Origin of the sequence: Bacillus sp. NSP9.1, from assembly GCF_000465465.2 — a bacterium.
Taxonomy (GTDB): Bacteria; Bacillota; Bacilli; order Bacillales; family Bacillaceae; genus Bacillus; species Bacillus sonorensis_A.
The window spans coordinates 1,255,086-1,278,384 of record NZ_CP048273.1; the positions used below are offsets into that span (position 1 = coordinate 1,255,086).

The following is a 23,299-nucleotide window of genomic DNA, read 5'->3' on the forward strand; positions in this document are numbered from 1 at the left end:
GAGCTCTGTCATTAGAAATTTTACCGTCAAGAGTGATAGAACCTTTTCCATTAACACTGACTCTAAAGTAAGGTTTATCTCTCCCTCCAGACCCTTTATCCATGATCCTTACAGTAATTGTTTTATTGCCATTTGGTATGTTTACTTTGTATCCTTTTCCTTTAGCATTTGAAACAGAACCATCTAATTTATTTCCTATATCATCTGCTAACCCTTTAATGTTATTAACATACTTAGTACTCTTTGTGCTTTTTTCAACTTTTGAAGCTTTCTCAGCCGTTTTCTCGCCTTTTTGAACCTTAGAAATTTCCTCAGTTGATTTCGCACCTTTCTCAACCTTGGCAATTTTCTTTGCTGATTCCTCACCTTTGAATAATTTGTAACCGCGTTTTCCGTATTTAAATGCTTTTCCAAAAGGTGTGACATAAAATCCAGCTAAAAAACGATCTTTGACTGAAACGATTTCACCTGTTGCAAGGTCGTACCCAAATCCGGCTCTTACTGCATCATAAACTCCTGCAAATTCCAAACCAGTCTCTAGATATTTTTCCCATTCGCTTTTTTCAACATCTTCAGGAAGGGTGTAAGTAGGTTCTAACTTGACGATTATATTACCATCTATATAAGCTCGGTACACTGTGTCATTATAAACAGTATATTTCTTTTCTAGCTTTTCTAACTCCTCTTCACTATACACTTTCTTAGAAACTTTTTGTGTCGCTAATTTTTTTGTTCGGTCAGGGTCGGCGAGAGTATTCATTTCAGTGTCTTCTTTGTCTCCGACTTTTTTCAACATAACACCCATCGCTGTTTCTTGATTTCCACTCAGGGTATCCATCTCATCCGGCTTTAAAATCGCGCCTTTTTGATAGCCGGTTATTTCAATTTTTGGTCCGGTATACATCTTTTCGAGCCGCGCAATGTATTTCTGCATCGTCTCAAGGTCGTTTTCAGCCGTTTTGAGGGCGTTTGTTTGCTCGCGGTCAAACGCATGCAGCTTTTCAAGAGTCGTGCTGATTTCCTTTAACGCTTTCTGATTCTGTTCGTGAAAATCGCTGTCGTTCAAATCCGGCAGATCAACGATATGACTGACTTTTGCGATTGTCGCGTTGGTCTTGGAAACCAAATGTTTCGTTGTTCGATCAGCAGCATTTAAACCATTCTCAAGTTCGTGCTCGAGAAAGGACTGTGAAATAAATCCATTATGGTTTGGTTCCAGGGAATTCAACGCGTTTTTCATTTTCTTCAGCGCGGAACTGTATTCCTCTATGAAAGTATCATAGAACTGTAGAAAAGGATTCCGATGCATTTTTGATTTTTTTCAGTGCTGACTGGTATTCGTCAATAAAAGATTCATAGAACTTCAAGAAAGGGGTATGACATTCTTCATAAAAGTTACGAATGGCATCGCCGCCTTTTCCTTTTAAAGCATCGTCAAGGGACGTGATTCCATCCACACTTTTTTTGACATTGGCAATTCATCTGATTGCTTTTTTAATTGTTCGAGCGTCTGGTCAATTGCATGGTGCAACGCTTGAACATCCAAGGTCTTCATGGCATTCTCCTCTAATACTAATGGTTACAATCAGTATAGAGTTTACCACTTTATAGTAGAATAATGGTGAATAAATCCTGTGCATCCATCAAAATGAATCATTTGGTTTAGGTTATTATTCCTTATCAATATCATTTGATAACTGAGGGGAAGGGGGGGACAGAATGCAACCAAACGGTTTCAAATGATGCGTGGTTTGGATGCAGATTGAATTAACGATCAAAAATACGAAAAAAATTTTAATATTTATTATAGTAACAACAAAGGGCAGGCGCTATGCCTGCTCCTTCTGTCTTTTTTCTAACGAGATTCGGTTGAGGATTTTAGGAAACTAATGAACAATGGTGAAATGACAATTACTGCAACGATTAATAAGAGTTTACTAGATATCAAATTGACAAATGTAGTATTAATTATATATAGGGCTAAAACCATTAAATAAAAAAACAAGTAAACATAACCATACATTTTTTTGCTGAATGGTTCTTTCATGTAAATCAAAAGAAATAGCCCTGCCATTAAAACAAAGAAAGTCATAGTTTCCCTTCTTTCATTTTTATTGTGGAAAAACCCCAGTTGGAACAGCTGCATATCCAAGTCCAGTAAAACGTATTCTGACACCATGCCCTTCATGTTCGTCTTGAATCATTTGACCAAAACCTACAAGTCCGCCTCCAATTACTCCGGCAATTGCACTTGCTAATTGTGTAGGCGGTACGGGTATAAACCTTGATATTGCAGCAAGACCAGTAGTTGCTCCACCCCCTGCTTTAAATGATTGATAAAGTGTTCTTGTTTCATTACAGTCAAAATAAAGATTATACCCCCACCAGTACACTTTATGACCAGATCGGCCGCAACCTTTTTTCGCCACTTTCATTTTATCATTGTTTCCATTATCAAGCGTCAGTACACTACCGTCTTTGGCTAAAATTTTAACACTAAAATCGGAGTTAATGACAGCTTCATTTTGTTTTACTAAACCGTTTAAGTATTTAATCCACTCATGAACTTCGTTTGTTACAGAGTGGGAAATACCTAGTTTAGTATACGATGGATCTAAGGTAAGAGTTCCATCTGCGTTTAATTTAAGATAAGCTTCTAACCTCTTTACATCATCCATATTCACATTTACATTTTCAAATTCTTCGCTTTTCAGCTTTTGGTTGGGTACAGAAATTCCTTTAGTTGATACAGCAGTTTCGTTATGTAATTTCTCATTATCAGTTAGTTCTGTAGCTGATGCGGCTATTGAAAAAACAGGTAAAGCCAATACTAATGTCAACAATACAACAAACACCTTAAAACCCTTGCAACCCCAATTGTTCATTATAATTACATCCTTTCCATTTATATTCCATCACATTGTACTTGAAAATTATTATTGTTTGGTGATTAAAATAAAAAAAGTTCAAAAGTAACATTTCTCTGCTTTATAAGCAATACTTTAGATGTGAAATTACACTGGGTGTAACGGATTAGCATTTTCATTTTTTGAGGAGGCACATGCTGAAGTAAGCCCAACTCTTATAAGAAGGGCTCTTTTTTAAAGATAAGTCTGCCGAGATAGGACGTTTAAAGATTCGTGGGGTAATGATCAATGTTGTCATGAAGCTCTTCTTGGCCTGATGGAAAGCGAGGAAGGCTGCGGTCCCATATGTTATGAAGAGTGCGAGTTCGGATTTTATTTGACCGCATTGGTCATTCATGTTACATTAAAAATGACCGATGTGGTCATTTTCTGTGAAAGGAGTGAAGTGCAATTAACACAAAATTTAACAGTTTAAAGCCTGAAAAACAAGAACGCATTGTCAACGCGGCATTGACACAATTTGTACAAAGTGGCTATGAAAAAGCATCAACAAATGAAATCGTCAAGGAAGCACAAATATCTAAGGGATCGTTATTCAATTATTTCAATAATAAAAAAGATCTGTATCTTTATTTGATTGATCACGCCCTAAAAATAATTGATGGAATCTATGATGAAATAGATTTGAATGAACGTGACCTTTTTAAACGACTCAGTCAAGTCGGATTGATTAAATTAAAGATACAACAAACATACCCTTTAGTGTTTGATTTCTTAAAATCGATAGGTGAAGAACAAGCAGCAGAAGTTAAACCTGATATTGAGCAGCTAATGGGTAATATTCTGGATAATGGCTTAAATAGAATCTATGAAAATATAGATTGGTCAAAATTTCGAGAAGATGTCGATCCTGAAAAAGCACTTCATATCCTGAATTGGACAATGGTTGGTTTTGCAGAAGCTCAAATCAAGAAAATCAAGTCTTTTAAAAACGTCGGAATGGAGCATATCAACGAATGGAACAGCTATTCAAAGATACTGAAGCGTTGTTTCTATAAAGAGGGGGAAGAGTGATGAGCTTACTAAAAGTGTCCAATTTAACGAAAAAGTTTGGCAAGTTCACTGCTTTGGACGGAGTCAACTTTGAGGTGAATAAAGGTGAGGTAGTGGGCTTTATCGGTCCAAACGGTGCAGGTAAATCGACAACGATTCGAGTGTTATTAGGAATACTAAAGGCAACAAGCGGAGACGTTGAAATTTTTGACAAGGATGCCTGGCATGATGCAGTAGAAATACATAAGCGTATCGCTTATGTTCCTGGTGATGTCAATCTGTGGCCTAACTTAACTGGAGGCGAGGTCATTGATTTATTTGTGAAATTAAATGGCACAACGAACAAATCAAGACGCGAAGAGCTGATAAAAAAATTTGATTTGGATCCATCCAAAAAATGCAGAACATATTCTAAAGGAAATCGGCAAAAGGTTGCCTTAGTTGCTGCTTTTTCATCGGAGGCGGACCTTTATATTCTGGATGAACCGACATCTGGACTGGACCCGTTAATGGAAAAGGCTTTTCAGGAATGTGTGATGGATATAAAAAGGCAAGGAAAAAGTGTATTGCTGTCGAGTCATATCTTATCAGAGGTAGAAAAGCTGTGTGATCGAGTCAGTATCATACGACAAGGAAAAATTATTGAGTCCGGCACTTTAAGCGAATTGCGCCACTTAACACGAACACAAATGCTCGTTGAAACCAAACAGCCAATCACGGGTTTACATGAACTGCAAGGAATTCATGAAATCGAAGAACGTGAACTTGTCACGTCATTTCAGGTTGATAGTGAAAAAATGGATGATGTGATGAAGCATATTAGTCAATTTGGAATCGTTAGGCTGGAAAGTGCTCCACCGACGTTAGAGGACTTATTCATGCGTCATTATGAAGGAGCGAAGAATGCGGGAGTGGGAGGTGAACGGTGATGGCGAACAATTTAGTTGCTAAAACGGTTAACCTTTCCCGTTTTATTTTCCGGCTTGATCGGATCAGGATCCCAATTTGGATCATTTCCCTTACTTTTTTTACATTGATTGTACCAACCGCTTTTAAGGATTTGTACGGCTCTGAGCAGGAAAGAGATGGGATGGCACAGACGATGGCTAACCCTGCGATGACGGCCATGACAGGCCCAGCTGATTTAAATAACTATACGCTCGGCGTCATGACGGCACATCAAATGTTACTCATGACGGCTGCGGTGGTAGGACTGATGAGCATCCTGCTCGTCACGCGTCACACACGGGCGGATGAAGAGGATGGCCGCTTGGAAATCATGCGTTCACTGCCAATCGGGCGTCTTTCGTATTTGAATGCATCATTACTCGTCGTTACGGTGACATGTATCGGATTGGCATTGATTATTGGATGTGGGCTTTATGCACTAGGGATTGAAAGTATGGATTTGGAAGGTTCGTTATTGTACGGTACGGCATTAGGCGCTACTGGTTTATTTTTCGCTGGAGTAACAGCTGTCTTTGCGCAATTGTCGGATAGTTCGCGTGGTACGATTGGTTACTCGATTGCTGTGCTTTTGATTGCTTATCTGTTTCGGGCGATTACAGACGTTAGCAATCAGACGCTGTCATGGATTTCACCGCTGGCATGGGTAACAAAAGCAGAAGTTTACGATACGAATAATTGGTGGCCGACTGTTTTAATGATCGCTGCTTCATTGGCTCTATATATCGTTGCGAATTATTTGAATGCCATTCGTGACTTGGATCAGGGATTTTTACCATCCAAGCCTGGTAAAAAAAATGCATCTCGTTTTTTGCAAAGTCCAATCAGCCTTGCTTTAAGACTGCAGCGAGTTGGAATCATATCATGGGCAATCGGTATGTATGTATTAGGTGCATCATACGGCTCTGTTTTAGGTGATCTCGAATCATTTTTTTCCGATAACGAAACGATAAAGCAGCTGCTCCAGACACATGAAGGGGGCACGTTGTTAGAACAATTCATACCGATGTTGATGATCGTCATTTCATTGCTGGCAACTGTTCCTCCGATTATGGCAGTGAATAAGCTGCGCGGTGAGGAGAAAAAAGAACGGGTCGTGCATCTGATAGGCAGAACTGTTTCACGGACAAAACTATTAGGGAGTTACTTCATCATTTCAATTGTCAATGGGTTTGTCATGATCTCGCTTGCTGCACTCGGGCTATGGTCTGCGGGGACGGCTGTGGTTGAAGGCGGATTATCTTTTGAGATGATCTTTGGAGCAGCATTCTCCTATTATCCAGCCATGCTTGTCATGATTAGTTTAGCAGTATTGCTGATCGGGTTTTACCCTAAGTTAACGAATCTCATTTGGCTTTATGTTTTTTATTCTTTTATCGTACTGTATTTAGGAGGTTTATTCCAATTCCCGGACTGGGTTGGCAATATTTCTCCATTTGGCTACGTTCCGCAAATACCTGTTGAGGATTTCTCTTTCACGCCGCTGTTTTTATTAAGTATTTTTGCGATTGTGTTCACAGTAATAGGTTTTGTTGGCTTTAATAAACGGGATGTTGAAATTTAATGTGAAAGCACCTCCAATTTGTCTTAGTGGGGGTGCTTTTTATTGCTATTTTAGAGAAAGAAGAAACGGACTAAAGCATAACAAAAGAGAGCAACTTTCGAGAGGCTGGGTTAAAAAAATTTAGACGCAAATATCAGATAGATAAACTACATGAAATCAGAAGTGGCGAGAATAATGGCCCTACTTGCCGACCAATGATATCGATCCAAAATCATAGGATTACAAACAACAAATGGATTTTTTATGATATAATGCATATGTTTTGCATTATTCAATAAAGTTGATAGTGGAGGAAATGTTATGCAATGGTATTGGAAATGTTTAAAGAACTATGCAGATTTTGAAGGGAGAGCAAGGCGAAAGGAATATTGGATGTTTTGTTTATTCAATGCCCTTATTTGTTTTACTTTATTTATACTCTCAATCATAATAGTAGGAATTTTAACCGCTGGAATTACGACAGCAGCAGGGTTTGACGGCTATCAAGTGGGATATGTCGCTGGATATGGCGGCGGAATGCTAGGATACATCCTGATCATTCTGTATCAATTGGCGGTTTTGGTGCCGTCTCTCGCTGTCGGTGTCCGCAGGTTGCATGATATCGGGAAAAGCGGCTGGTGGATATTCATTGGCTTTATTCCGCTTGTCGGTGCTATTATTTTGCTGATCTTTTACTGTCAAGATAGTGAAAAAAACGATAATCAATATGGAGTAAATCCAAAAGTAAGTTAGATGAATGGCACCCCAACGATCCAACGGTTGGGGTGTTTTTTAATGAGAGAACATCATGTACACTCCCAGTAACTTTTGAAACCAGTTCGTTCATTTCCGGATGGTTTGTTTACTTTCAGCATACGGAGGCCTGCAAGCCGCCCGCTCTCTAGAAAAGGCTGTTGTGGTTACTAAGGAGGATCAGGGGTCAGAAGATCTGAAGAAAAGGAGTGAGGGCTGAAAGTGAAAATTACGCCAATTGTATAACTGAAAAAGTTAAATATTCTCGCAACCCCTTTGCAAAAATTGACAACTTTCTGTAAAATATGATCATAAACGGTAGAGGCAGGATGAGATATGGGAGGTTTGTCAATGAATGCGGTGGCCTCGGTGGATGTAGCCAACCTGATCAATACATGGTACGTCCATATTAAAAAGAGGGAAGTCTCCAAGGCGATAGAGCTTAGGGACAGGATAGAGAGTCTGTTTGGCGTTATGGAAGAAGATCAAGATGTATTGCTTTATTTTAATTTGCTCGACTATAGATTTAGAGTGCTAATGGAAGATGTGGCGGGAGAACCTTCACTTCCTCCCAATGCCGAGGATAAGGCTAAAACCGATAATATGTTAAGGTATTATTATTTTCTGTTCAAAGGAATGTATGAGAGTGCGAAAAATAACTACTCTCAAGCCCTCACATTTTTCAGGGTCGCGGAAAGACAGCTGGACAAGGTTGAGGATGAGATCGAAAAGGCCGAGTTTCATTATAAGCTTGGGAACCTTTATTATTTTACGAAAACAACCCTGCTCTCTTTTCATCACCTCCAAATGGCGAAAAGCATTTATCAGGCATACGGGGAATATAAGACACAATCCATAAACTGCACTGTTCTGCTGGCTTTGAATTACATAGACGACGGCCGGCTGATGAGAGCGGAAAACATGCTCAAAAGCTGTGCTGACAGGCTGATGAAGATGGGTGACAACCATTTGTTAGCCGCTGTTTATTATGATTTAGGTTTTTTAAAAATTCAAGAGGATCAGCATGAAGAAGCGCTTGAATATTTTGACCTGTCCTTTAAAACAAATGATCTTAAAAAAAACGCCCCGATTATGTATATGCAGTGTATTTATGAGTCGGCCCGATCGACTTATAAGATCGGGGAATTGGACAAAGCCATAAAGTGGGTCATATTAGGCGCTAATTTTGCGCAGAAAACAAATAATATCAACTTCTCCCTCAAGTTCTCTGTTCTCAATATCTGCTACACTGTCCCCCTTGAAGGGGCTGAGCAAGTCAAGGAACTGATTGGCAGGCTGGAAAAGAGAAAGGCTTATGTGGATATTGAAGCACTTGCAGAAGATGTGGCAAAAGTGTACAGTTCGTTAAATCATTACAAAAATTCCACATACTTCTTGGAGAAAGCGATAAAATCAAGTAAACTAACAGGAAAGGAGGTTCTTTAAAATGAAAAAACGTTCATCTAGGGGAGCAGGCTCTTAAAACCTGTAAAACAGAGGACGGCTGTTCAGCCGTCTTTTTTATTTGTATGAACCTTTTTGGGTATTGAGTATCATCAAGAAGACATCGCGAATTCACGGCATTCCCGGGCGCATTGCAGGCATGTTTGGCCGCACTTTTGCGATTGCTGGTCAGGATGCCGTAGACAATGATTTCCGCAGGCTTCGCAAATTTTGGCGCACACCGAGGCCGGCGATTTGGCAAAGCGGCTGTGCCGTGCCATATATTTAGCGGTCAGCGTGCATATATCCGCACAATCTCTAAGCATTCTCAGTTGCTCTTTTCGACGGTTTGCATCTTCCCTTGTGAGAATGTAATTTGCGGTGAATTCACAAACAGCTTCACAGTGCTGAACGGTTTTTAACACATGGCGATTTTGGATGTTCCTCACATTTGTATCATAAGGAACAGGATGACCATACATATCATTTCCCCCTTCTTTCTTCATAATATTCCTATTCATATGTGGTTGCCTATGCGTCTGACATTCTTAAGATTTTTCTTGCGCTTGTGATGAATATTCGGTACCGTTAAGTCATTGAGATTTCCCGGACATAGAGGAGCTGAAACAAGTGAAGAAACTGGTGAAGGTCAAAGGGGTTACCTTTGGAGAAGGAGCGCCGAAAATCTGTGTGCCTCTCGTCGGAAAAACGCTTGCGCAATTGAAAGAAGAAGCGGCACACATCAAGACGCTTGATGCGGATGTTGCCGAGTGGCGGGCGGATTTTTTTGAAGGTGTTGAAGACGTTGAGAAGATCGCGGAGGCTTTGGCGGAAATCCGCGCTCTTTTGCACGACATGCCGCTCATCTTTACTTTCCGCAGTGCAAGGGAAGGCGGGGAAAAGGAAGTCGGCCGGGAATATTATGTTTCTTTAAATCAGGCGGTTGTCAACACAGGGCTTGCCGATGTGATCGATATCGAGCTGTTTTATGAGGAACGCGACGTGAAAGCGCTGGTGGAAGCCGCACAGGCGAAAGATGTGTCTGTCATCATTTCCAACCATGATTTTGAGAAAACACCGTCCGTTGAAGAAATGATTTCCCGCTTGAAGAAAGCGCAAGAGCTGGGCGCGGATCTGCCAAAAATTGCTGTGATGCCTGAAACACCGGCTGATGTGCTGAAATTGCTTGAAGCGACTTATTTGATGAATGAGCACTACGCGAAGCGGCCCATAATCACGATGTCAATGGCTGGAAAAGGTGTCATCAGCCGTCTGGCCGGAGAGGTGTTTGGCTCGGCGATGACATTCGGGGCGGCCAAGAAGGCCTCTGCACCGGGGCAACTCGCCGCCGCCGATCTGAGGCGGATCATTGGCGTTTTGCACGACAATTTGTCATGACTGCAAAAGGAGCCGGCTTGTGTGAGCCGGCTCCTTCAATCTATTTGGCGCATTGTTCAATGATGTCCTTCAGCACCTCTGCAAGCTCTCCTTTATCCTTGAGCTCTGATTCGTCAAAATGGAGGCGACAGACCTCTTCATCGCCGTTATACATTTCTTCCAGCCAGCCCCGCATTCCTCTTGCGCGGCGGTCCACTTCGATGATCACATCCACCCCGTCCTCCTGCACAAGAAAAACGAGCTCCACTTCATCCAGCAGCTGACGATAGTGCGGTGTGACCGGCACAAATTCGAATTCCTGGACGAAAGGCAAACGCTTTCTGAAATATGATGCTTGCTCACAGTCCGCCTCATGAAGCCGGAATCCGAGGCTTTCAACCGTTTCTAAAATACTGTGAACCCACGGATGTGGTTTAACGAAGAGATGATCATCATCCGATTTGTCAATCCCGCCTTGTATGTCCAGGTCGGTCAATAAGAACACTTTAGCTCCTTTTATCGTAATCGGCGTGTCAAGCGGAAGAATGAATGAGAAAGAAAATTCCCGTTCTTCACCGGTTTTGATTGTAAAGGCATCTGTCACGCGGTGGGATTCAATGGTAGCGTTTTTCCAATGTTTTTCGTCTTTCTTGACGACGAGATATTCCGTCTCGAGCAATAAATCGATATACCTGATGTGCTGTTCAACATTGCCGCCTTTAACATGAACGGTTCCGCTCACCCGTTCTCCCGGGCGATATGCGCTCTTGTCCAGAATCGTATTCACTTTCGCTGAACCGATCCCGGCGCTTGCTGCAAGCTTTTTCAAAAAAGACATGTTTACCATTCCTCCTATTATTGTCGTACAAGAAATGAATACGTTTTACACAGGGCGAAAGATTCATTTTATTTTGAAATCAATAGGTCCTTTGTCTTTTCGAAGCTAAAAAACGGGAGTCTCTTAAAAAAAGCGGAAACTTTCATAGGCTTAAATCGGTTCAAACTTCACCTTTCCATCAATCACTGGATATGCTACCATAATGAAGAAATGAATAGCTTTACTAGGGGTGCCCTGTATGGGCTGAGAGAGAAACGACCGGGTTTCTTAACCCTTTGGACCTGATCTGGTTCGTACCAGCGTGGGGAAGTAAAAAGGTGTTTGCAGATGTCGGGAGATCAGACGTTCATCTGCGGATTTTACTGACTGTAAAACCAGGTTCATCAATGTGCCTGGTTTTTTTGTGCTGGTGCTATTCTGGAGTTTCGTCTAAGATCTTTTTTAAAGAGGGGAAGGAATGTACACATGAAACAAGAGTCAGTGCAGCAAAAAAACATTAAGTTGATGTCAAGCTTTTCTGGAAGCCGAAAGGTCTATGTCGCAGGGTCCCGGCCTGACATTCAGGTGCCGATGAGAGAAATCGCCTTGAGTTCTACGACGGGATCATTTGGAGAAGAAGAAAATCAGCCTGTGCGCGTATATGACACGAGCGGTCCTTATACGGATGAACATGCGGAAGTTGATATTCTAAAAGGGCTTAAGCCTTTGCGCTCAGCCTGGATCAAAGAGCGCGGCGATACTGAGGAATATGAGGGACGGGAAGTGAAGCCTGAGGATAACGGCTATAAAAGCGGGAAGCAGGCGAATCACAGCTATCCGGGGCTGAAAAGAAAACCGCTGCGCGCCAAAAAAGGACAAAATGTCACTCAGCTTCATTATGCGAGAAAGGGGATCATCACTCCTGAAATGGAGTTTATCGCCATTCGCGAGCATGTATCTCCCGAGTTTGTCCGCGACGAAGTGGCGAGCGGCCGGGCGATCATCCCGGCAAACATCAATCATCCGGAAAGCGAGCCGATGATCATCGGCCGGAATTTCCATGTGAAAATCAATGCAAATATCGGCAATTCCGCCGTCACATCCTCGATTGAAGAAGAAGTGGAAAAAATGACGTGGGCGATCCGCTGGGGGGCCGATACCATGATGGATCTGTCCACAGGAAAGGATATTCACACGACAAGGGAATGGATTATCCGCAACTGCCCTGTGCCCGTCGGAACAGTGCCGATCTATCAGGCGCTTGAAAAAGTAAACGGCGTCGCTGAAGATTTGACGTGGGATGTTTACCGCGACACATTGATTGAACAAGCTGAGCAGGGCGTCGATTATTTTACGATTCATGCCGGTGTCCGGCTCCACTATGTGCCGCTGACGGCAAAGCGTGTCACAGGAATCGTTTCCCGCGGCGGGGCGATCATGGCGCAGTGGTGTCTCGCCCATCATGAAGAAAGCTTTCTTTACACACATTTTGAAGAGATATGCGAAATTATGAAAGCGTATGATATCGCGTTTTCACTTGGAGACGGCCTTCGACCGGGTTCGATTGCGGATGCCAATGATGAAGCGCAATTTGCCGAATTGGAAACGCTTGGCGAGCTGACGGAAATCGCCTGGAAGCATGACGTTCAGGTAATGATCGAAGGGCCGGGGCATGTGCCGATGCACAAAATTAAAGAAAACGTCGATAAGCAGATGGAGATATGCAAGGAGGCGCCATTTTATACACTCGGGCCGCTGACGACAGATATCGCCCCGGGGTATGATCATATTACATCGGCGATCGGAGCGGCGATGATCGGCTGGTATGGAACGGCGATGCTTTGCTATGTCACGCCGAAAGAACATCTCGGGCTTCCGAATAAAGATGACGTCCGCGAAGGGGTCATTACATATAAAATCGCGGCCCATGCGGCTGATCTCGCCAAAGGGCATCCCGGCGCACAGATTCGCGATGATGCGTTGTCGAAAGCGCGCTTTGAATTTCGCTGGCGCGATCAGTTCAACCTCTCACTTGATCCGGAAAGAGCGCTTGCGTTTCACGATGAGACACTCCCCGCTGAAGGGGCAAAGACGGCGCATTTTTGCTCGATGTGCGGGCCGAAGTTTTGCAGCATGAGGATCTCCCAGGATATTCGCGACTACGCCAAGGAAAACAACCTTGATGAAGAAGCGGCGATTGAAAAAGGACTTGAAGAGAAGGCGAAGGAATTTAAAAAGGCCGGCGGTCAAATTTACAGCTAAATACAAGGTCATGGACAGATGAAGGGGGAACCTTTCATCTGTTTTTTTATAAAATAGGGTTGACAGGTCGGAATAATATGAATTAGTATATTATGTAATATTTAGGAAAGTTCTATCAGCGCTGATCGGTCAACCGAAGGCTCTTATCTCGTTTGGGATAAGAGCTTTTTATTTTATTCTGCAAAGAAAGCGGGGAATATGATGTCTTTATCAATTCGTGTAAACGAAAAAATGTTTGCAAGCGGCGGCCGGAAAGCCAACGCGCTTCAAGGTGTTAAGCTTGCAGTCGATAGCGGAGAATTTCTTACCGTTATCGGACCAAGCGGCTGCGGCAAAAGTACACTGCTGAAAATCATTGCCGGCCTGGACCGGGATTATGATGGCAGAATCAGCATGAATGGCAGGGAAATAACGTCCCCGGGGATTCGTCAAGGCTTTATATTTCAAGAACATCGACTTTTTCCGTGGATGACGGTTGAGCAAAATATTGCCGCAGATTTAAGCCTAAAAGAAACATCCGTTAGAAAAAAAGTCGATGAATGGATTGAAACCGTACGGCTAAAAGGTGCTGAGAAACTGTATCCGCGCGAGCTTTCCGGCGGGATGGCACAAAGGGTTGCCATTGCCAGAGCATTGCTGAGGGAGCCGGAGGTTCTTTTGCTCGATGAACCTTTTGGCGCTTTGGACGCATTTACGAGAAAGCATTTGCAGGATGTGCTGACAGAGATATGGCGAGAGAAAAAAATGACGATGATCCTGGTGACCCATGATATTGACGAGTCCGTGTATTTAGCCAACCGGATAGCGGTCTTCACCGCAAGGCCGGGAAGAATCCACAAGCTGATTCCGGTTGATTTGCCTTTTCCTCGTAATAGAACATCACCCGTTTTTCAGTCCATCAGACAAAAAGTACTCAAAGAATTTGAAAAAACGGAAGAGTACAGTTTTCAAGAAGGCTCGGGGATTTGACAGAAAGGATGGGATCTGGTGAAACAAATGAAGGTATATATGGTGGGCTTATTTATGCTGCTCACGGGCTGCTCAGCAACAGAATCAAACGAGAGCGGAAACAATTTGAAAGAAATTCGCATCGGTGTACAGCAAAGTTTAAGCCCTTTGCTGTTAGCAAAAGAAAAAGGCTGGTTTGAAAAGGAGTTTGCCGAAGAAGGAATTAAAGTCAAATGGACGGAGTTTCAAAGTGGTCCGCCTCAGTTTGAAGGGATCGCCGCTGCCAAAATTGATTTTTCCCAGGTGGGGAATTCGCCGGTGATCGCAGGACAGGCGGCAGGGATTAACTTTAAGGAAATCGCCCTTTCACAGGATGGATTAAAGGCAAACGGCATCCTCGTTAAAAAAGGGAGCGGTATAAAAAATATTAAAGACTTGAAAGGAAAGAAGGTGGCGGTTGCCAAAGGAAGCAGCGGTTTTGATTTTCTGTATCAAGCCTTTGACAAGGCGGGCTTGAAGCCTTCTGATGTCAACGTCATTCAGCTTCAGCCGGATGAAGCGATGCCCGCTTTTGAGAGTGGAGCTGTTGATGCATGGTCGATTTGGGAACCGTTCCTTTCGCTAAAAACGATCAAAAGCGATGCCGACATTTTGGTTGACGGGGAAACAATCAACCGTTATTCTCCCGGATTTACGCTTGTGCGGAGCGAATTTGCCGATCGGCATCCGGAAGAAGTGGTCCGCTTTCTGGAGGTGTACGACAAAGCGGTGAAGTGGCAGAAGAGCCATAAAAAAGAAGCGGTTGAAACCTATTCGAAAATTAAAAACATCGACAAAGAAGTCGTTGAAAACGTATTGAAAAACACTGAACCATTAAATGAACCCATCAGTGAAAACATCGTCAAAACACAGCAGGAGACAGCCGATTTTCAATATAGATTAAAAGCGATCAACAAAAAGATTGACGTAAGAAAAGTGTTTGACAACTCATTCATTGAAGAAGCGCAAAAGGTGACTAGTGAAGGAGGGAAACAAGATTGAAGACAGTTTCGCCGAATGCTGCGGTATTAAAATCAAAAGCAGCTAAACACAAGCTGAATACAGCTGTCTTTACAAAGGGAAAAGGTTTTGTACTGCCAGTTATCATCATCTTATTGTGGCAGTTGGCTGGTACACTTGGCTTGATATCAAAAACCGTGCTCCCCGCGCCTCTTGATATATTGCTGACATTCGGAGACCTCATCGCTGCCGGAGAGTTTTTTACCCATATCGGCATCAGTATTCAACGGGCAGCTCTCGGGTTTTTTCTGGGGGCCGGACTCGGTCTTGTGCTGGGGCTTACGATTGGTTTCTCAAAGGCAGCGGAAGATTTTCTGGATCCGTCTCTGCAAATGCTCAGAACCGTCCCTCATCTGGCGGTTACGCCATTGTTTATTTTATGGTTTGGATTTGATGAGATATCAAAGGTTTTGCTGATTGCTTTGGGCGCTTTTTTTCCGGTTTATATCAATACATTTTCAGGGATCAGGGGAGTGGATTTAAAGCTGTTCGATGTCGCAAGGGTTCTGGAGTTTCATTGGTTTAAACAGGTGACAAAGCTGATTCTCCCCGCTTCACTTCCAAATATCCTTTTAGGAATACGCTTGTCTCTCGGTGTATCTTGGCTTGGCCTTGTTGTTGCCGAGCTTATGGGGTCAAGCGCAGGAGTCGGATATATGATCATGGATGCCAGACAATTTTCGCAGACTGACCGAGTGTTTGTCGGAATTTTGATTTTCGCAGCTGTCGGTAAATTAACGGATTCTCTTGTCAAAGTATTGGAAAGAAAAGCCTTGAAATGGAGAAGCAGCTATCAAGGAAATCATAAGTAAAGGAGAGATTGGTTTGGACATTTTATGGTTTATTCCTACACATGGTGACGGACATTATCTCGGTACAAAAGCGGGCGGCAGAGCTGCTGACTACACTTATTTTAAGCAGGTGGCCCAAGCGGCGGACAGACTAGGGTATACGGGTGTTCTCCTGCCGACAGGGAAATCGTGCGAAGATCCGTGGATAACAGCGGCCGCTTTAGCCGCTGTCACGAACGACTTGAAATTTTTAGTTGCCCTCAGGCCTGGTTTAATGCAGCCTTCTGTCGCTGCACGGATGTCCTCCACACTTGACCGCCTTTCAGAAGGGCGGCTTCTTGTCAACGTAGTTGCCGGCGGAGATCCGTATGAGCTGGCGGGAGACGGCCTTTTTATCAGTCATGATGAACGGTATGAAGCGGCAAATGAATTTTTGGAAATATGGCGTTCCTTCTTAAAAGGGATGGTCGTGAACTACAATGGGAAGCACCTTCGGTCGGAAAATGGGCATTTGTTGTTTGAACCGGTTCAAAATCCGCATCCGCCAATCTATTTTGGCGGGTCGTCTAAAGCGGGACAGGAGACTGCGGCAAAGCATGCGGATGTTTATTTAACATGGGGCGAGCCGCCATTTCTCGTAAAAGAAAAAATTCGATCCGTTACGGAGCTGGCTAAAAAAGAAGGTCGGACCGTTCGTTTTGGTATTCGGCTGCATGTCATTGTAAGAGAAAGCGAAAAAGAGGCTTGGCAAGCGGCAGACAAACTGATCAGCCGCTTGGATGAGGAAACAATTCATACTGCTCAAAAGGTAATGAGCCGCATGGATTCAACAGGACAGCGGAGAATGGTTGAGCTCCATCGCGGCAGCAAAAACAATCTCGAAATCAGCCCTAATCTCTGGGCGGGAATCGGCCTTGTCAGAGACGGAGCCGGGACGGCGCTTGTCGGTGACCCCAAAACGGTAGCCAGCAAGATAAAAGAATATGCCGATCTTGGCATTGAGACGTTCATTTTTTCGGGATATCCACATCTTGAAGAAGCATACCATTTTGCAGAGCTTGTTTTTCCTTTGCTGCCATTTCGGGTGAAGCGTGGAAAAGCAGCTGTCGGCGAAGCCATAGGAAATGACCGCTTTCCGTCACAGACACAATGAAAATTCGTGCACCAAAAAAACTCCAGGCTGCTGGAGTTTTTGATATTATTTATGTTTTTGAAATGACAGCATATATGACAAGTGCTGAATGACGATCAACACGAAGATGACGATGATCGGAAAGTACGGGATATCGGCTTGAATAAACGGATAAAAAATCATCGCGAGCGCTGCGACAGGCATTGCGAAATACAGGACGATATAAGAAGTGCGGCACGCTTTGGCGGTGATCATCTGCTCCCTTTCATCCTGTTCCTTAAATTCGTCCGGGATGGATAGAAGGTTTTGTTTGCGGGAGCCTTTTTTCTCCAAATAAGAGTAGACCGCAAGGACCGCAGCAAACAGAAGGATGGGAATCGGGTTAAAAACAAAATACAGTTCAGAATCGCTTGTTTTCAGGCTTCTGGCAATTTGTTCAGCTGCTTTAAAAAACGTGATAAACGTCCAGCATGCCAGTCCGAAAAGCACAATGTGAAAAAGGGTCCTCGTTTTCATATTCATTCAGTTTTTCCCTCCTCTAACCAAAAGACATCTTCCATTTTTAATTGAAACTCCTCGCAAATTTTCAATGCCAATAGGAGCGATGGTATGTAATTGCCTTTTTCAATCGCCGCTACGGTTTGTCTCGTGACCCCGACAGCTTTTGCCAGCCCTTCTTGTGAATATCCGTATCTGGCCCTCAGCTCTCTGACTCTGTTGTTCATCTTACCACCTGCAATTCTTCGTTTATATAGTATATTTGACATATTGTTAAATAGACTAGACATAATGTTAAATCAATTTTACAATGGAATCAACATCTTTTGATCTAGGTTTGGAAGATGTGCAACCGTAATATTTAAATTTATACATAAAATTAACAAAAATGGAATAGATAAAATAGAACCATCTAAGGCTTGGGAAATAGGGTCTTTATGGTTATTTTATTGTTTTGATTGCGGATGGGGATGCGCCTTATTTTCTGCTCCTTATTTCCTACTATGCTAGAAAACAGCCTGTTTGATTGAACAAAGGAAAGAAAAGCGAAAAAGGTTGAAAATTGAGATAAATTGACCATGTGGCAGACATACTAGAGTCATATGCGGGAAGAAGTCTGATTACAGAGGATATGAATAGGACAATGGTTGGGAAAAGAGGGTCGTGTTTAAATAAATAGTTGGAAGGTAGTGTTTGTGAAATAGGAAAATTCATAGATTTCAGTATGAATTTGGGTATGTTACGCTTTGGTTACTTGATAGAAAGGAGGGGGAAAAATGACATACGCAGCTCCGCAGGTTGATTATTCTGTCAATCCGGCGATTGAAGACCAGGCTTGGTTCCTAGTGTTTATTGCGGTCCTATTGGCTCTTGGTGCAACTGTTGTGCTCGGCGCGGCGGTATGGTGTCTCGCTAACGGCCACGGCAGCTTCACGGGATCCGTCAAATGGGTCAGCGGTTTGCAGGTCAAAATTGAATGTAGGTAGCTATACTTACGTATCTGTTCACATCAAAAGACATAACTTTACCGGGACTTATCCGTCTGTGGGGGGCGGTTAAGTCCTCCCTACCATTTATATTACCCTGGAGGCATTATGTTTATAATAGATCATCTGTCTAAAACATATAAAAACAATGTGACTGCCGTTAGCGGGTTTCATATAAAAATTGAAAAAAATCAAATTGTCGCGATCGCTGGTCCGAACGGTTCAGGGAAGACGACGATCATTAATGCCGTTTTAGGGATCATTACGCCAAGTGAAGGAACCATTCAGCTGGATGACCTGCCGAACACATCGGCGGAATTCAAGCAAAAACTCGCGTATGTTCCCGATGAACTCCTTTTGCCGGATGCCCTTTCAGCCGCGGAATATTTGGATTTTGTTTCTTCAATGTATAATTGTACATCAAAAGAGAAGCGGAAACAATTAATTGAGCTTTTTGATATGGAAGCAGCATTGAAGGAACCGATCGAAACGTATTCACACGGAATGAAAAAAAAGACGCAGCTGATCGCAGCGTTTATGCTGGAGAGCGAATTTGTCATCATGGATGAACCGTTTCGGGGACTTGATATTGAAGCGGTCATCAATACAAAGAAATTGATGAAGCGCTTTGCAGACACACAAGGATCGATTCTCCTTTCGACGCATGACATGCTTTCTGCCGAAGAATTATGCGATAAAATCGCAATTCTTTCAAAAGGAATCAAAATGGACGAAGGAAAAGTCGAACAATTAAAGCGTAAATATAACAGCGATTCACTGGAAGAAGTGTTTTTAAAAGCTTCGATGCTGAGTGATAGGGGTGCGCATTTTGATCAAATCATTCGAAATTTCTAAAATGATGCTGAAAATGTGGCAGAAGGAAATGGGCAAACTCTTAAATACCGGGACGAAAAAAGGAATGGCCGCGCTGTTTTTGCTTTTGGCCATCAGTATGGGTGCCATCATCGGGTATAGCTTTACCGGCATGTTTTTGAGTTCATTTTTAAATGGCGATGTTCGATCTCTCGGGTTGTTTGTGATTTCGATGTATATGAACGCCTCGATTTTCACCTTTGTGTTCTTCATTTTGTTTAAGGTGAGGACGCCGGAGCAGCACAGCTTTTCGATGCAGCTCAGCTGGTTTCCGCTGACGGCTTTCGAAAGAAGCCTCGGCTACTATATTCCGTTTGCCGGAGCAGTTTCATTTCTTGTCTTATTTTTCATGTTGGTTTTGCTGATACCGAATTTTATGGCGAGCGGTGTCGGCTTCTGGTTTGCGTTTTCATTTTTTGCGGTGCTGTTCGTGCAGATCATCTTTTTCTTTTCACTGCTCAACCTTGTCTATCACTTGGTTTACATCATCATTCTCAAATTCGGTTTTCCGCTTCAGAAGTTCTTTTCACTGTTTGTACTCGTCGTATTGGCTGTGTTTTACGCCATGACTCAATTTGATCTGGCAAACATTCAGAATGCTTATGCATCCTTTGATTATAACCTGACCTATTTTGCTGCGCCCTTGTTTCTATTGTTGAACGGTCAGGCGATAGATGCAGCGTTCATTCCGATCGTGATGATCTTGGCAGCCGCTGTAGCGGGTTCTTTTCTGTCGCTGAATTTTGTACCGATCCTCACTGAAAAAAAATCATCCAAGCTGTTTTCATTTATTAAAATCCCGTCATCAAAACCGTTGAGTCTGATGGTGAAAGAAATCAAAACCCAAGCCAGAAATGAAGAAAATATGCTCAATTTCATTTTTTTGCTTTTGGCTTTATGCTTTTTAAAATACAGATTTCAATTTGGTTTTACAGGGGAGAGTTATGCGGTTCTCGGGGGTGTTACCGGTATCATCGCATTTAATTCCTTTGGCAATGATATGAAGATGCTCGCGGTCTACAAGTCGCTTCATTTGAAGATGGCGGCGGTTTTATGGTCGAAATATCTCGGGTTATGCGTGCTCGGCCTGCTGCAGCTTTGCTTGTTTTCCTTGCTGACATGGACGTTTCCGGAGAGCTTTCCGGTCTTTTTGCAGACGCTTGGCGTCCTTTTAAACTCGATTGCCATGTTTTACTTGGCGGGCATTATCTTTCCGCTTGATCGACATAATCCTTATATGGGAATCTTTTCGTTTGGGATGCTGCTTCTCTGTTTAATTCCGCTGTTTTTCATCGGGAATTATGCCATTGATAAAATCTCCGGGCAAGGCTTGCTGTTTCTCATCCCGTGTCTGGAGCTGGTGCTGATCCTGCTTTTATACGGAGGGTTCAAATGGAGGTACCATTATGATCATTGACATGTTGAAATCGTTGTTCAGAGTGAAAAAAATCCCCTATTTTCCGGAGCATGTGACGCTTGAGCAAAAGCATATTTCCGATCATGACCTCGGTGCGGATTTTCCCATTAACCCGACAGCTTATCAAATGCTGAAGGAAGTCGACGGAAAAAAAGATGAAGAGGAGATAGCAGCCGCTCTTTCGGGTGTGTTTCAGATCGGCGAGGATGTCTTGTTGAAAGATTTGCACGAGCTTCTCTCGGGGCTGAACCGCCGCTATTTAATCAATTGGAAATACGGGGAGCGCCCGTCTTTTCAAGGGTTTGTCTGTCAATTTTTCAGCCAGTACCATATTCGCTACAGAGAGAGGTTTTCCAGCCGGTCTGCTTCATTTCTGTTTTTGTACATCAAGTTTCTGCAAATCATCTCCAAGAAGATCATCGTGTTCTGGCTGATCTTTCTGTTGCTCTCGTGTGCGGCATTTGTTGCGGTTCCCGATGGTTCGATCATCGGCATCGCCGTTTACTTTTCCGTCATTTATTTCGGGCTGATTACGGGAACTGCGCTTCATGAAGTGGCGCACGGCGTCGCACACCGGAAGCTCGCCGGAAAGCAGCAGGCGGGAGGGTATCTGGCCGCGGATATGATGTCCGTTAAGTTTATCAGGCCGGTGACAAACCCGTATGATGGAAAGATGATCTGGATTACGGCGCTGGGACCGCTTGCCCCGGGGCTTTTAGGCTTGGCCGGGGTGCTGTTTACAATCTTTTTCCTTCAGGAAAACATAGTTTCTGTCGGCGTGCTTCTGTTCTTTTCAACGTATGCTTTGCATATGATGTATCTGCTTCCATTTATGGGGGACGGGAAGTCGATCATGAAACAGCTATTGATCAGAGGAATTGGGGGGAAATCATCATGAATGCAAACGTTTTGAAACAGGGATTGATATTTGCCAGTTTCTCAAGTTTCCTGGCGTTTCCGATGTTGTCTGTTGCGCTGTTGTTTTATCATCTGTTTTCAAATCAAACGAGTAACGACATTTTGTTTAACAGCTTGTCGTTTGTCATGGAAAATGATTCTTCTTTTTCATTTCAGGTGAAACCGAACTTCTTTTTTATTATGATTGGACTGTTTATCGGCATCTTCGTCATCACCGCCGCGGTTTCTTTTCTGCATCAGCAAAAAAAGAAAGGATCTTAAAAAAAGCTTGCCTGCTTGAGCAGGCTTTTTTGTTTGCATCCGAATGGGAGATATGATAAATTTAAATCGAAATAATTACGATTTACGAAAGGTGGGTGCAAAAGTGGCTAAAAAATCAAAGATTGCTAAGGAAAAAAAGCGGCAAAAGCTGGTTGAGCAATATGCGGCCATCAGGAAAGAGCTAAAAGCAAAAGGCGATTACAGGGCGCTCGCCAAACTTCCTCGCGATTCTGCCCCGTCAAGGCTGCATAACCGCTGTGAGATCACCGGCAGGCCGAGAGGATATATGAGGAAGTTCAACATGTCGAGGATTGCGTTTCGAGAATTGGCCTATAAGGGACACCTTCCAGGTGTGAAAAAGTCAAGCTGGTAAAAATAAGAGGAAAAAAACCGCCGATTGTTTTCGGCGTTTTTTTTCGACAAATTTTTAATATCCCCTTGACGAAAATTTAATAAACATGTAACATTATAAAAGTCAAAACGATGATCTGTTTATTGAAGATCTGATGCGGGTGTAGTTTAGTGGTAAAACCTCAGCCTTCCAAGCTGATGTCGTGGGTTCGATTCCCATCACCCGCTCCATACATACTGTTTATAACGCAGTGTTTCGTTTCTTAGATTAAACGAAGCATTGCGTTTTTTCATGTATGACAAAAAAGACTTGCCCTCTAAGAAAGCAAGCTTTTACGGAGAGACCGCTGAGACGTGTTCTCCGCCGTGAATTTGTTCAAACATTTTTGTCAAAGCTTCTAGGAGCCGGTGCGCCTCATTCTTTGAAACCGAGGGTCTGAAGAAGACGAGCTGCAAGGCGTCTTTTGTATCCGCGCTGACAGGGTGATGATGGATATATTGCGAAAGCGACCCGAAAGTCTCATCCCCGGCTGAAACCGTTATGAGGGTTTTGCTGTCGCCGAGGGCGATGTGAATCGGCCCCTTTAGATTGCGGGCGTCATGAATATGGACGGGCATCGCATATTTCAAGGAGAAAAAGCGGCTCAAATCGGTGGCTGAATCGGCCGGTTCAAGATAGCGATTTTGCTGGATATCCGTGAGCATCCGTGTGTGGCTTGTCTGCCGTCCGGTAAATGACGGGTTCAGGTTGGCCAGTGTATCCCGCCATTCCTGATTGACCGGTTCATCTTCGAGGCTCCTGTCAGCGTAATCAAAAAACAGTGCTTCCTGAAAAAGGCGCAGGCGGCCCTTTAACATTTGCGGAGAGTCCGCGATCTGGATTCCTTTATATAAAACAGCGCCGACCTTAAATGAAGGAACGCGCTTTAAAACGCCGGAATCTATTTGCACATTTAGCTTCAATTCAAATTCAACTCCCACTGA

At 43.3% G+C, this 23,299-nt stretch carries 23 protein-coding genes, 1 tRNA gene, 1 pseudogene and 1 riboswitch; of the genes and pseudogenes, 18 read left to right on the top strand and 7 right to left on the bottom strand.

The annotated features are described in order from the left end of the window. Nucleotides 1-328: 328 nt before the first annotated feature. Both M654_RS06485 and M654_RS06495 read right to left on the bottom strand, forming a co-directional pair. Nucleotides 329-1,555 (bottom strand): annotated as a pseudogene (locus M654_RS06485) (T7SS effector LXG polymorphic toxin); the annotation flags it as partial. Nucleotides 1,556-2,111: 556 nt separating this feature from the next. Then, nucleotides 2,112-2,885, bottom strand: a complete 774-nt coding sequence (locus tag M654_RS06495) for a hypothetical protein (protein WP_236251208.1) — start codon at nucleotides 2,883-2,885, stop codon at nucleotides 2,112-2,114. Between the two features lie 477 nt (nucleotides 2,886-3,362). On the opposite strand from M654_RS06495, the gene M654_RS06500 reads away from it, so the two are divergent. From M654_RS06500 to M654_RS06520, 5 genes are all read left to right on the top strand, one after another. Next, on the top strand, nucleotides 3,363-3,941 hold the full coding sequence (locus M654_RS06500; protein WP_268884453.1) for a TetR/AcrR family transcriptional regulator: 579 nt from the start codon (nucleotides 3,363-3,365) through the stop codon (nucleotides 3,939-3,941). Continuing rightward, nucleotides 3,941-4,849, top strand: a complete 909-nt coding sequence (locus M654_RS06505) for an ABC transporter ATP-binding protein (protein WP_026586119.1) — start codon at nucleotides 3,941-3,943, stop codon at nucleotides 4,847-4,849. The genes M654_RS06500 and M654_RS06505 overlap by 1 nt, the downstream gene beginning before the upstream one ends. Next, a complete protein-coding gene (locus tag M654_RS06510) occupies nucleotides 4,849-6,450 on the top strand; it encodes an ABC transporter permease (RefSeq protein ID WP_026586120.1) in 1,602 nt (533 codons plus the stop codon). The genes M654_RS06505 and M654_RS06510 overlap by 1 nt, the downstream gene beginning before the upstream one ends. Before the next feature lie 300 nt (nucleotides 6,451-6,750). Next, nucleotides 6,751-7,182, top strand: a complete 432-nt coding sequence (locus tag M654_RS06515) for a DUF805 domain-containing protein (RefSeq protein ID WP_026586121.1) — start codon at nucleotides 6,751-6,753, stop codon at nucleotides 7,180-7,182. A gap of 351 nt (nucleotides 7,183-7,533) precedes the next feature. Beyond that, the gene (locus tag M654_RS06520; RefSeq protein WP_026586122.1) at nucleotides 7,534-8,628 is read left to right on the top strand and encodes a response regulator aspartate phosphatase; all 1,095 of its coding nucleotides are present in this window, start codon (nucleotides 7,534-7,536) and stop codon (nucleotides 8,626-8,628) included. 110 nt (nucleotides 8,629-8,738) lie between these two features. Here M654_RS06520 and M654_RS06525 read toward each other — a convergent pair whose 3' ends face one another. After that, nucleotides 8,739-9,107, bottom strand: coding sequence for a four-helix bundle copper-binding protein (locus tag M654_RS06525; RefSeq protein ID WP_035427959.1), 369 nt, complete (start codon nucleotides 9,105-9,107; stop codon nucleotides 8,739-8,741). A 148-nt stretch (nucleotides 9,108-9,255) separates the two neighbouring features. Between M654_RS06525 and aroD the strand changes: the two genes are divergently transcribed. Beyond that, nucleotides 9,256-10,023 carry a type I 3-dehydroquinate dehydratase gene (gene aroD, locus M654_RS06530; RefSeq protein ID WP_026586124.1) on the top strand — a complete coding sequence of 256 codons (768 nt, stop codon included), beginning with the start codon at nucleotides 9,256-9,258 and terminating at the stop codon, nucleotides 10,021-10,023. A 40-nt stretch (nucleotides 10,024-10,063) separates the two neighbouring features. Here aroD and M654_RS06535 read toward each other — a convergent pair whose 3' ends face one another. Further along, nucleotides 10,064-10,840, bottom strand: a complete 777-nt coding sequence (locus M654_RS06535; RefSeq protein ID WP_026586125.1) for a sporulation protein — start codon at nucleotides 10,838-10,840, stop codon at nucleotides 10,064-10,066. Between the two features lie 215 nt (nucleotides 10,841-11,055). After that, a riboswitch (TPP riboswitch) is annotated at nucleotides 11,056-11,165 on the top strand. A 140-nt stretch (nucleotides 11,166-11,305) separates the two neighbouring features. Between M654_RS06535 and thiC the strand changes: the two genes are divergently transcribed. The 5 genes from thiC to ssuD all read left to right on the top strand — a co-directional run bounded on the left by thiC (nucleotide 11,306) and on the right by ssuD (nucleotide 17,032). After that, nucleotides 11,306-13,081 (top strand): phosphomethylpyrimidine synthase ThiC, encoded by a 1,776-nt coding sequence (gene thiC / locus M654_RS06540; protein ID WP_026586126.1) that lies wholly within the window; start codon nucleotides 11,306-11,308, stop codon nucleotides 13,079-13,081. Between the two features lie 201 nt (nucleotides 13,082-13,282). Next, entirely contained in the window at nucleotides 13,283-14,050 is a 768-nt protein-coding gene (locus M654_RS06545; protein ID WP_026586127.1) for an ABC transporter ATP-binding protein, read from the top strand. Nucleotides 14,051-14,068: 18 nt separating this feature from the next. Next, on the top strand, nucleotides 14,069-15,070 hold the full coding sequence (locus M654_RS06550; RefSeq protein WP_026586128.1) for an aliphatic sulfonate ABC transporter substrate-binding protein: 1,002 nt from the start codon (nucleotides 14,069-14,071) through the stop codon (nucleotides 15,068-15,070). Nucleotides 15,071-15,123: 53 nt separating this feature from the next. After that, entirely contained in the window at nucleotides 15,124-15,900 is a 777-nt protein-coding gene (locus M654_RS06555; protein ID WP_152520986.1) for an ABC transporter permease, read from the top strand. 13 nt (nucleotides 15,901-15,913) lie between these two features. Then, the gene (gene ssuD, locus M654_RS06560; RefSeq protein WP_026586130.1) at nucleotides 15,914-17,032 is read left to right on the top strand and encodes an FMNH2-dependent alkanesulfonate monooxygenase; all 1,119 of its coding nucleotides are present in this window, start codon (nucleotides 15,914-15,916) and stop codon (nucleotides 17,030-17,032) included. A 45-nt stretch (nucleotides 17,033-17,077) separates the two neighbouring features. On the opposite strand, the gene M654_RS06565 is transcribed toward ssuD, so the two are convergent. Next, complete coding sequence (locus M654_RS06565; RefSeq protein WP_026586131.1) at nucleotides 17,078-17,533, bottom strand: DUF2178 domain-containing protein; 456 nt, start codon at nucleotides 17,531-17,533, stop codon at nucleotides 17,078-17,080. Further along, entirely contained in the window at nucleotides 17,530-17,736 is a 207-nt protein-coding gene (locus M654_RS06570) for a helix-turn-helix transcriptional regulator (RefSeq protein ID WP_026586132.1), read from the bottom strand. Before M654_RS06570 ends, M654_RS06565 begins: the two co-directional genes overlap by 4 nt. Before the next feature lie 549 nt (nucleotides 17,737-18,285). Between M654_RS06570 and M654_RS06575 the strand changes: the two genes are divergently transcribed. The 7 genes from M654_RS06575 to M654_RS06605 all read left to right on the top strand — a co-directional run bounded on the left by M654_RS06575 (nucleotide 18,286) and on the right by M654_RS06605 (nucleotide 22,546). Then, nucleotides 18,286-18,495, top strand: a complete 210-nt coding sequence (locus M654_RS06575; protein WP_026586133.1) for a hypothetical protein — start codon at nucleotides 18,286-18,288, stop codon at nucleotides 18,493-18,495. 108 nt (nucleotides 18,496-18,603) lie between these two features. Further along, nucleotides 18,604-19,350, top strand: a complete 747-nt coding sequence (locus M654_RS06580; RefSeq protein ID WP_026586134.1) for an ABC transporter ATP-binding protein — start codon at nucleotides 18,604-18,606, stop codon at nucleotides 19,348-19,350. After that, nucleotides 19,316-20,785, top strand: coding sequence for a hypothetical protein (locus M654_RS06585; protein WP_026586135.1), 1,470 nt, complete (start codon nucleotides 19,316-19,318; stop codon nucleotides 20,783-20,785). The genes M654_RS06580 and M654_RS06585 overlap by 35 nt, the downstream gene beginning before the upstream one ends. Next, complete coding sequence (locus M654_RS06590) at nucleotides 20,775-21,683, top strand: PqqD family protein (protein ID WP_026586136.1); 909 nt, start codon at nucleotides 20,775-20,777, stop codon at nucleotides 21,681-21,683. The genes M654_RS06585 and M654_RS06590 overlap by 11 nt, the downstream gene beginning before the upstream one ends. Then, nucleotides 21,680-21,964, top strand: a complete 285-nt coding sequence (locus M654_RS06595) for a hypothetical protein (RefSeq protein WP_026586137.1) — start codon at nucleotides 21,680-21,682, stop codon at nucleotides 21,962-21,964. The genes M654_RS06590 and M654_RS06595 overlap by 4 nt, the downstream gene beginning before the upstream one ends. A gap of 103 nt (nucleotides 21,965-22,067) precedes the next feature. After that, nucleotides 22,068-22,337, top strand: coding sequence for a 30S ribosomal protein S14 (rpsN, locus tag M654_RS06600; RefSeq protein WP_026586138.1), 270 nt, complete (start codon nucleotides 22,068-22,070; stop codon nucleotides 22,335-22,337). A 135-nt stretch (nucleotides 22,338-22,472) separates the two neighbouring features. Next, nucleotides 22,473-22,546: transfer RNA gene (locus tag M654_RS06605), tRNA-Gly, on the top strand. Nucleotides 22,547-22,648: 102 nt separating this feature from the next. Here M654_RS06605 and M654_RS06610 read toward each other — a convergent pair. Continuing rightward, nucleotides 22,649-23,278, bottom strand: coding sequence for a hypothetical protein (locus M654_RS06610; protein WP_026586139.1), 630 nt, complete (start codon nucleotides 23,276-23,278; stop codon nucleotides 22,649-22,651). Between the last annotated feature and the right edge of the window lie 21 nt (nucleotides 23,279-23,299).

Bases quoted from the DNA above. Each gene is read 5' to 3' on its own strand.
- M654_RS06575 (WP_026586133.1), top strand. From the start codon at position 18,286: ATGACATACGCAGCTCCGCAGGTTGATTATTCTGTCAATCCGGCGATT.
- M654_RS06505 (WP_026586119.1), top strand. From the start codon at position 3,941: ATGAGCTTACTAAAAGTGTCCAATTTAACGAAAAAGTTTGGCAAGTTC.
- M654_RS06515 (WP_026586121.1), top strand. From the start codon at position 6,751: ATGCAATGGTATTGGAAATGTTTAAAGAACTATGCAGATTTTGAAGGG.
- M654_RS06535 (WP_026586125.1), bottom strand. From the start codon at position 10,840: ATGTCTTTTTTGAAAAAGCTTGCAGCAAGCGCCGGGATCGGTTCAGCG.
- M654_RS06510 (WP_026586120.1), top strand. From the start codon at position 4,849: ATGGCGAACAATTTAGTTGCTAAAACGGTTAACCTTTCCCGTTTTATT.
- thiC (WP_026586126.1), top strand. From the start codon at position 11,306: ATGAAACAAGAGTCAGTGCAGCAAAAAAACATTAAGTTGATGTCAAGC.
- M654_RS06580 (WP_026586134.1), top strand. From the start codon at position 18,604: ATGTTTATAATAGATCATCTGTCTAAAACATATAAAAACAATGTGACT.
- M654_RS06545 (WP_026586127.1), top strand. From the start codon at position 13,283: ATGTCTTTATCAATTCGTGTAAACGAAAAAATGTTTGCAAGCGGCGGC.
- M654_RS06520 (WP_026586122.1), top strand. From the start codon at position 7,534: ATGAATGCGGTGGCCTCGGTGGATGTAGCCAACCTGATCAATACATGG.
- M654_RS06525 (WP_035427959.1), bottom strand. From the start codon at position 9,107: ATGTATGGTCATCCTGTTCCTTATGATACAAATGTGAGGAACATCCAA.
- M654_RS06570 (WP_026586132.1), bottom strand. From the start codon at position 17,736: ATGAACAACAGAGTCAGAGAGCTGAGGGCCAGATACGGATATTCACAA.
- M654_RS06565 (WP_026586131.1), bottom strand. From the start codon at position 17,533: ATGAATATGAAAACGAGGACCCTTTTTCACATTGTGCTTTTCGGACTG.
- M654_RS06595 (WP_026586137.1), top strand. From the start codon at position 21,680: ATGAATGCAAACGTTTTGAAACAGGGATTGATATTTGCCAGTTTCTCA.
- M654_RS06495 (WP_236251208.1), bottom strand. From the start codon at position 2,885: ATGAACAATTGGGGTTGCAAGGGTTTTAAGGTGTTTGTTGTATTGTTG.
- M654_RS06590 (WP_026586136.1), top strand. From the start codon at position 20,775: ATGATCATTGACATGTTGAAATCGTTGTTCAGAGTGAAAAAAATCCCC.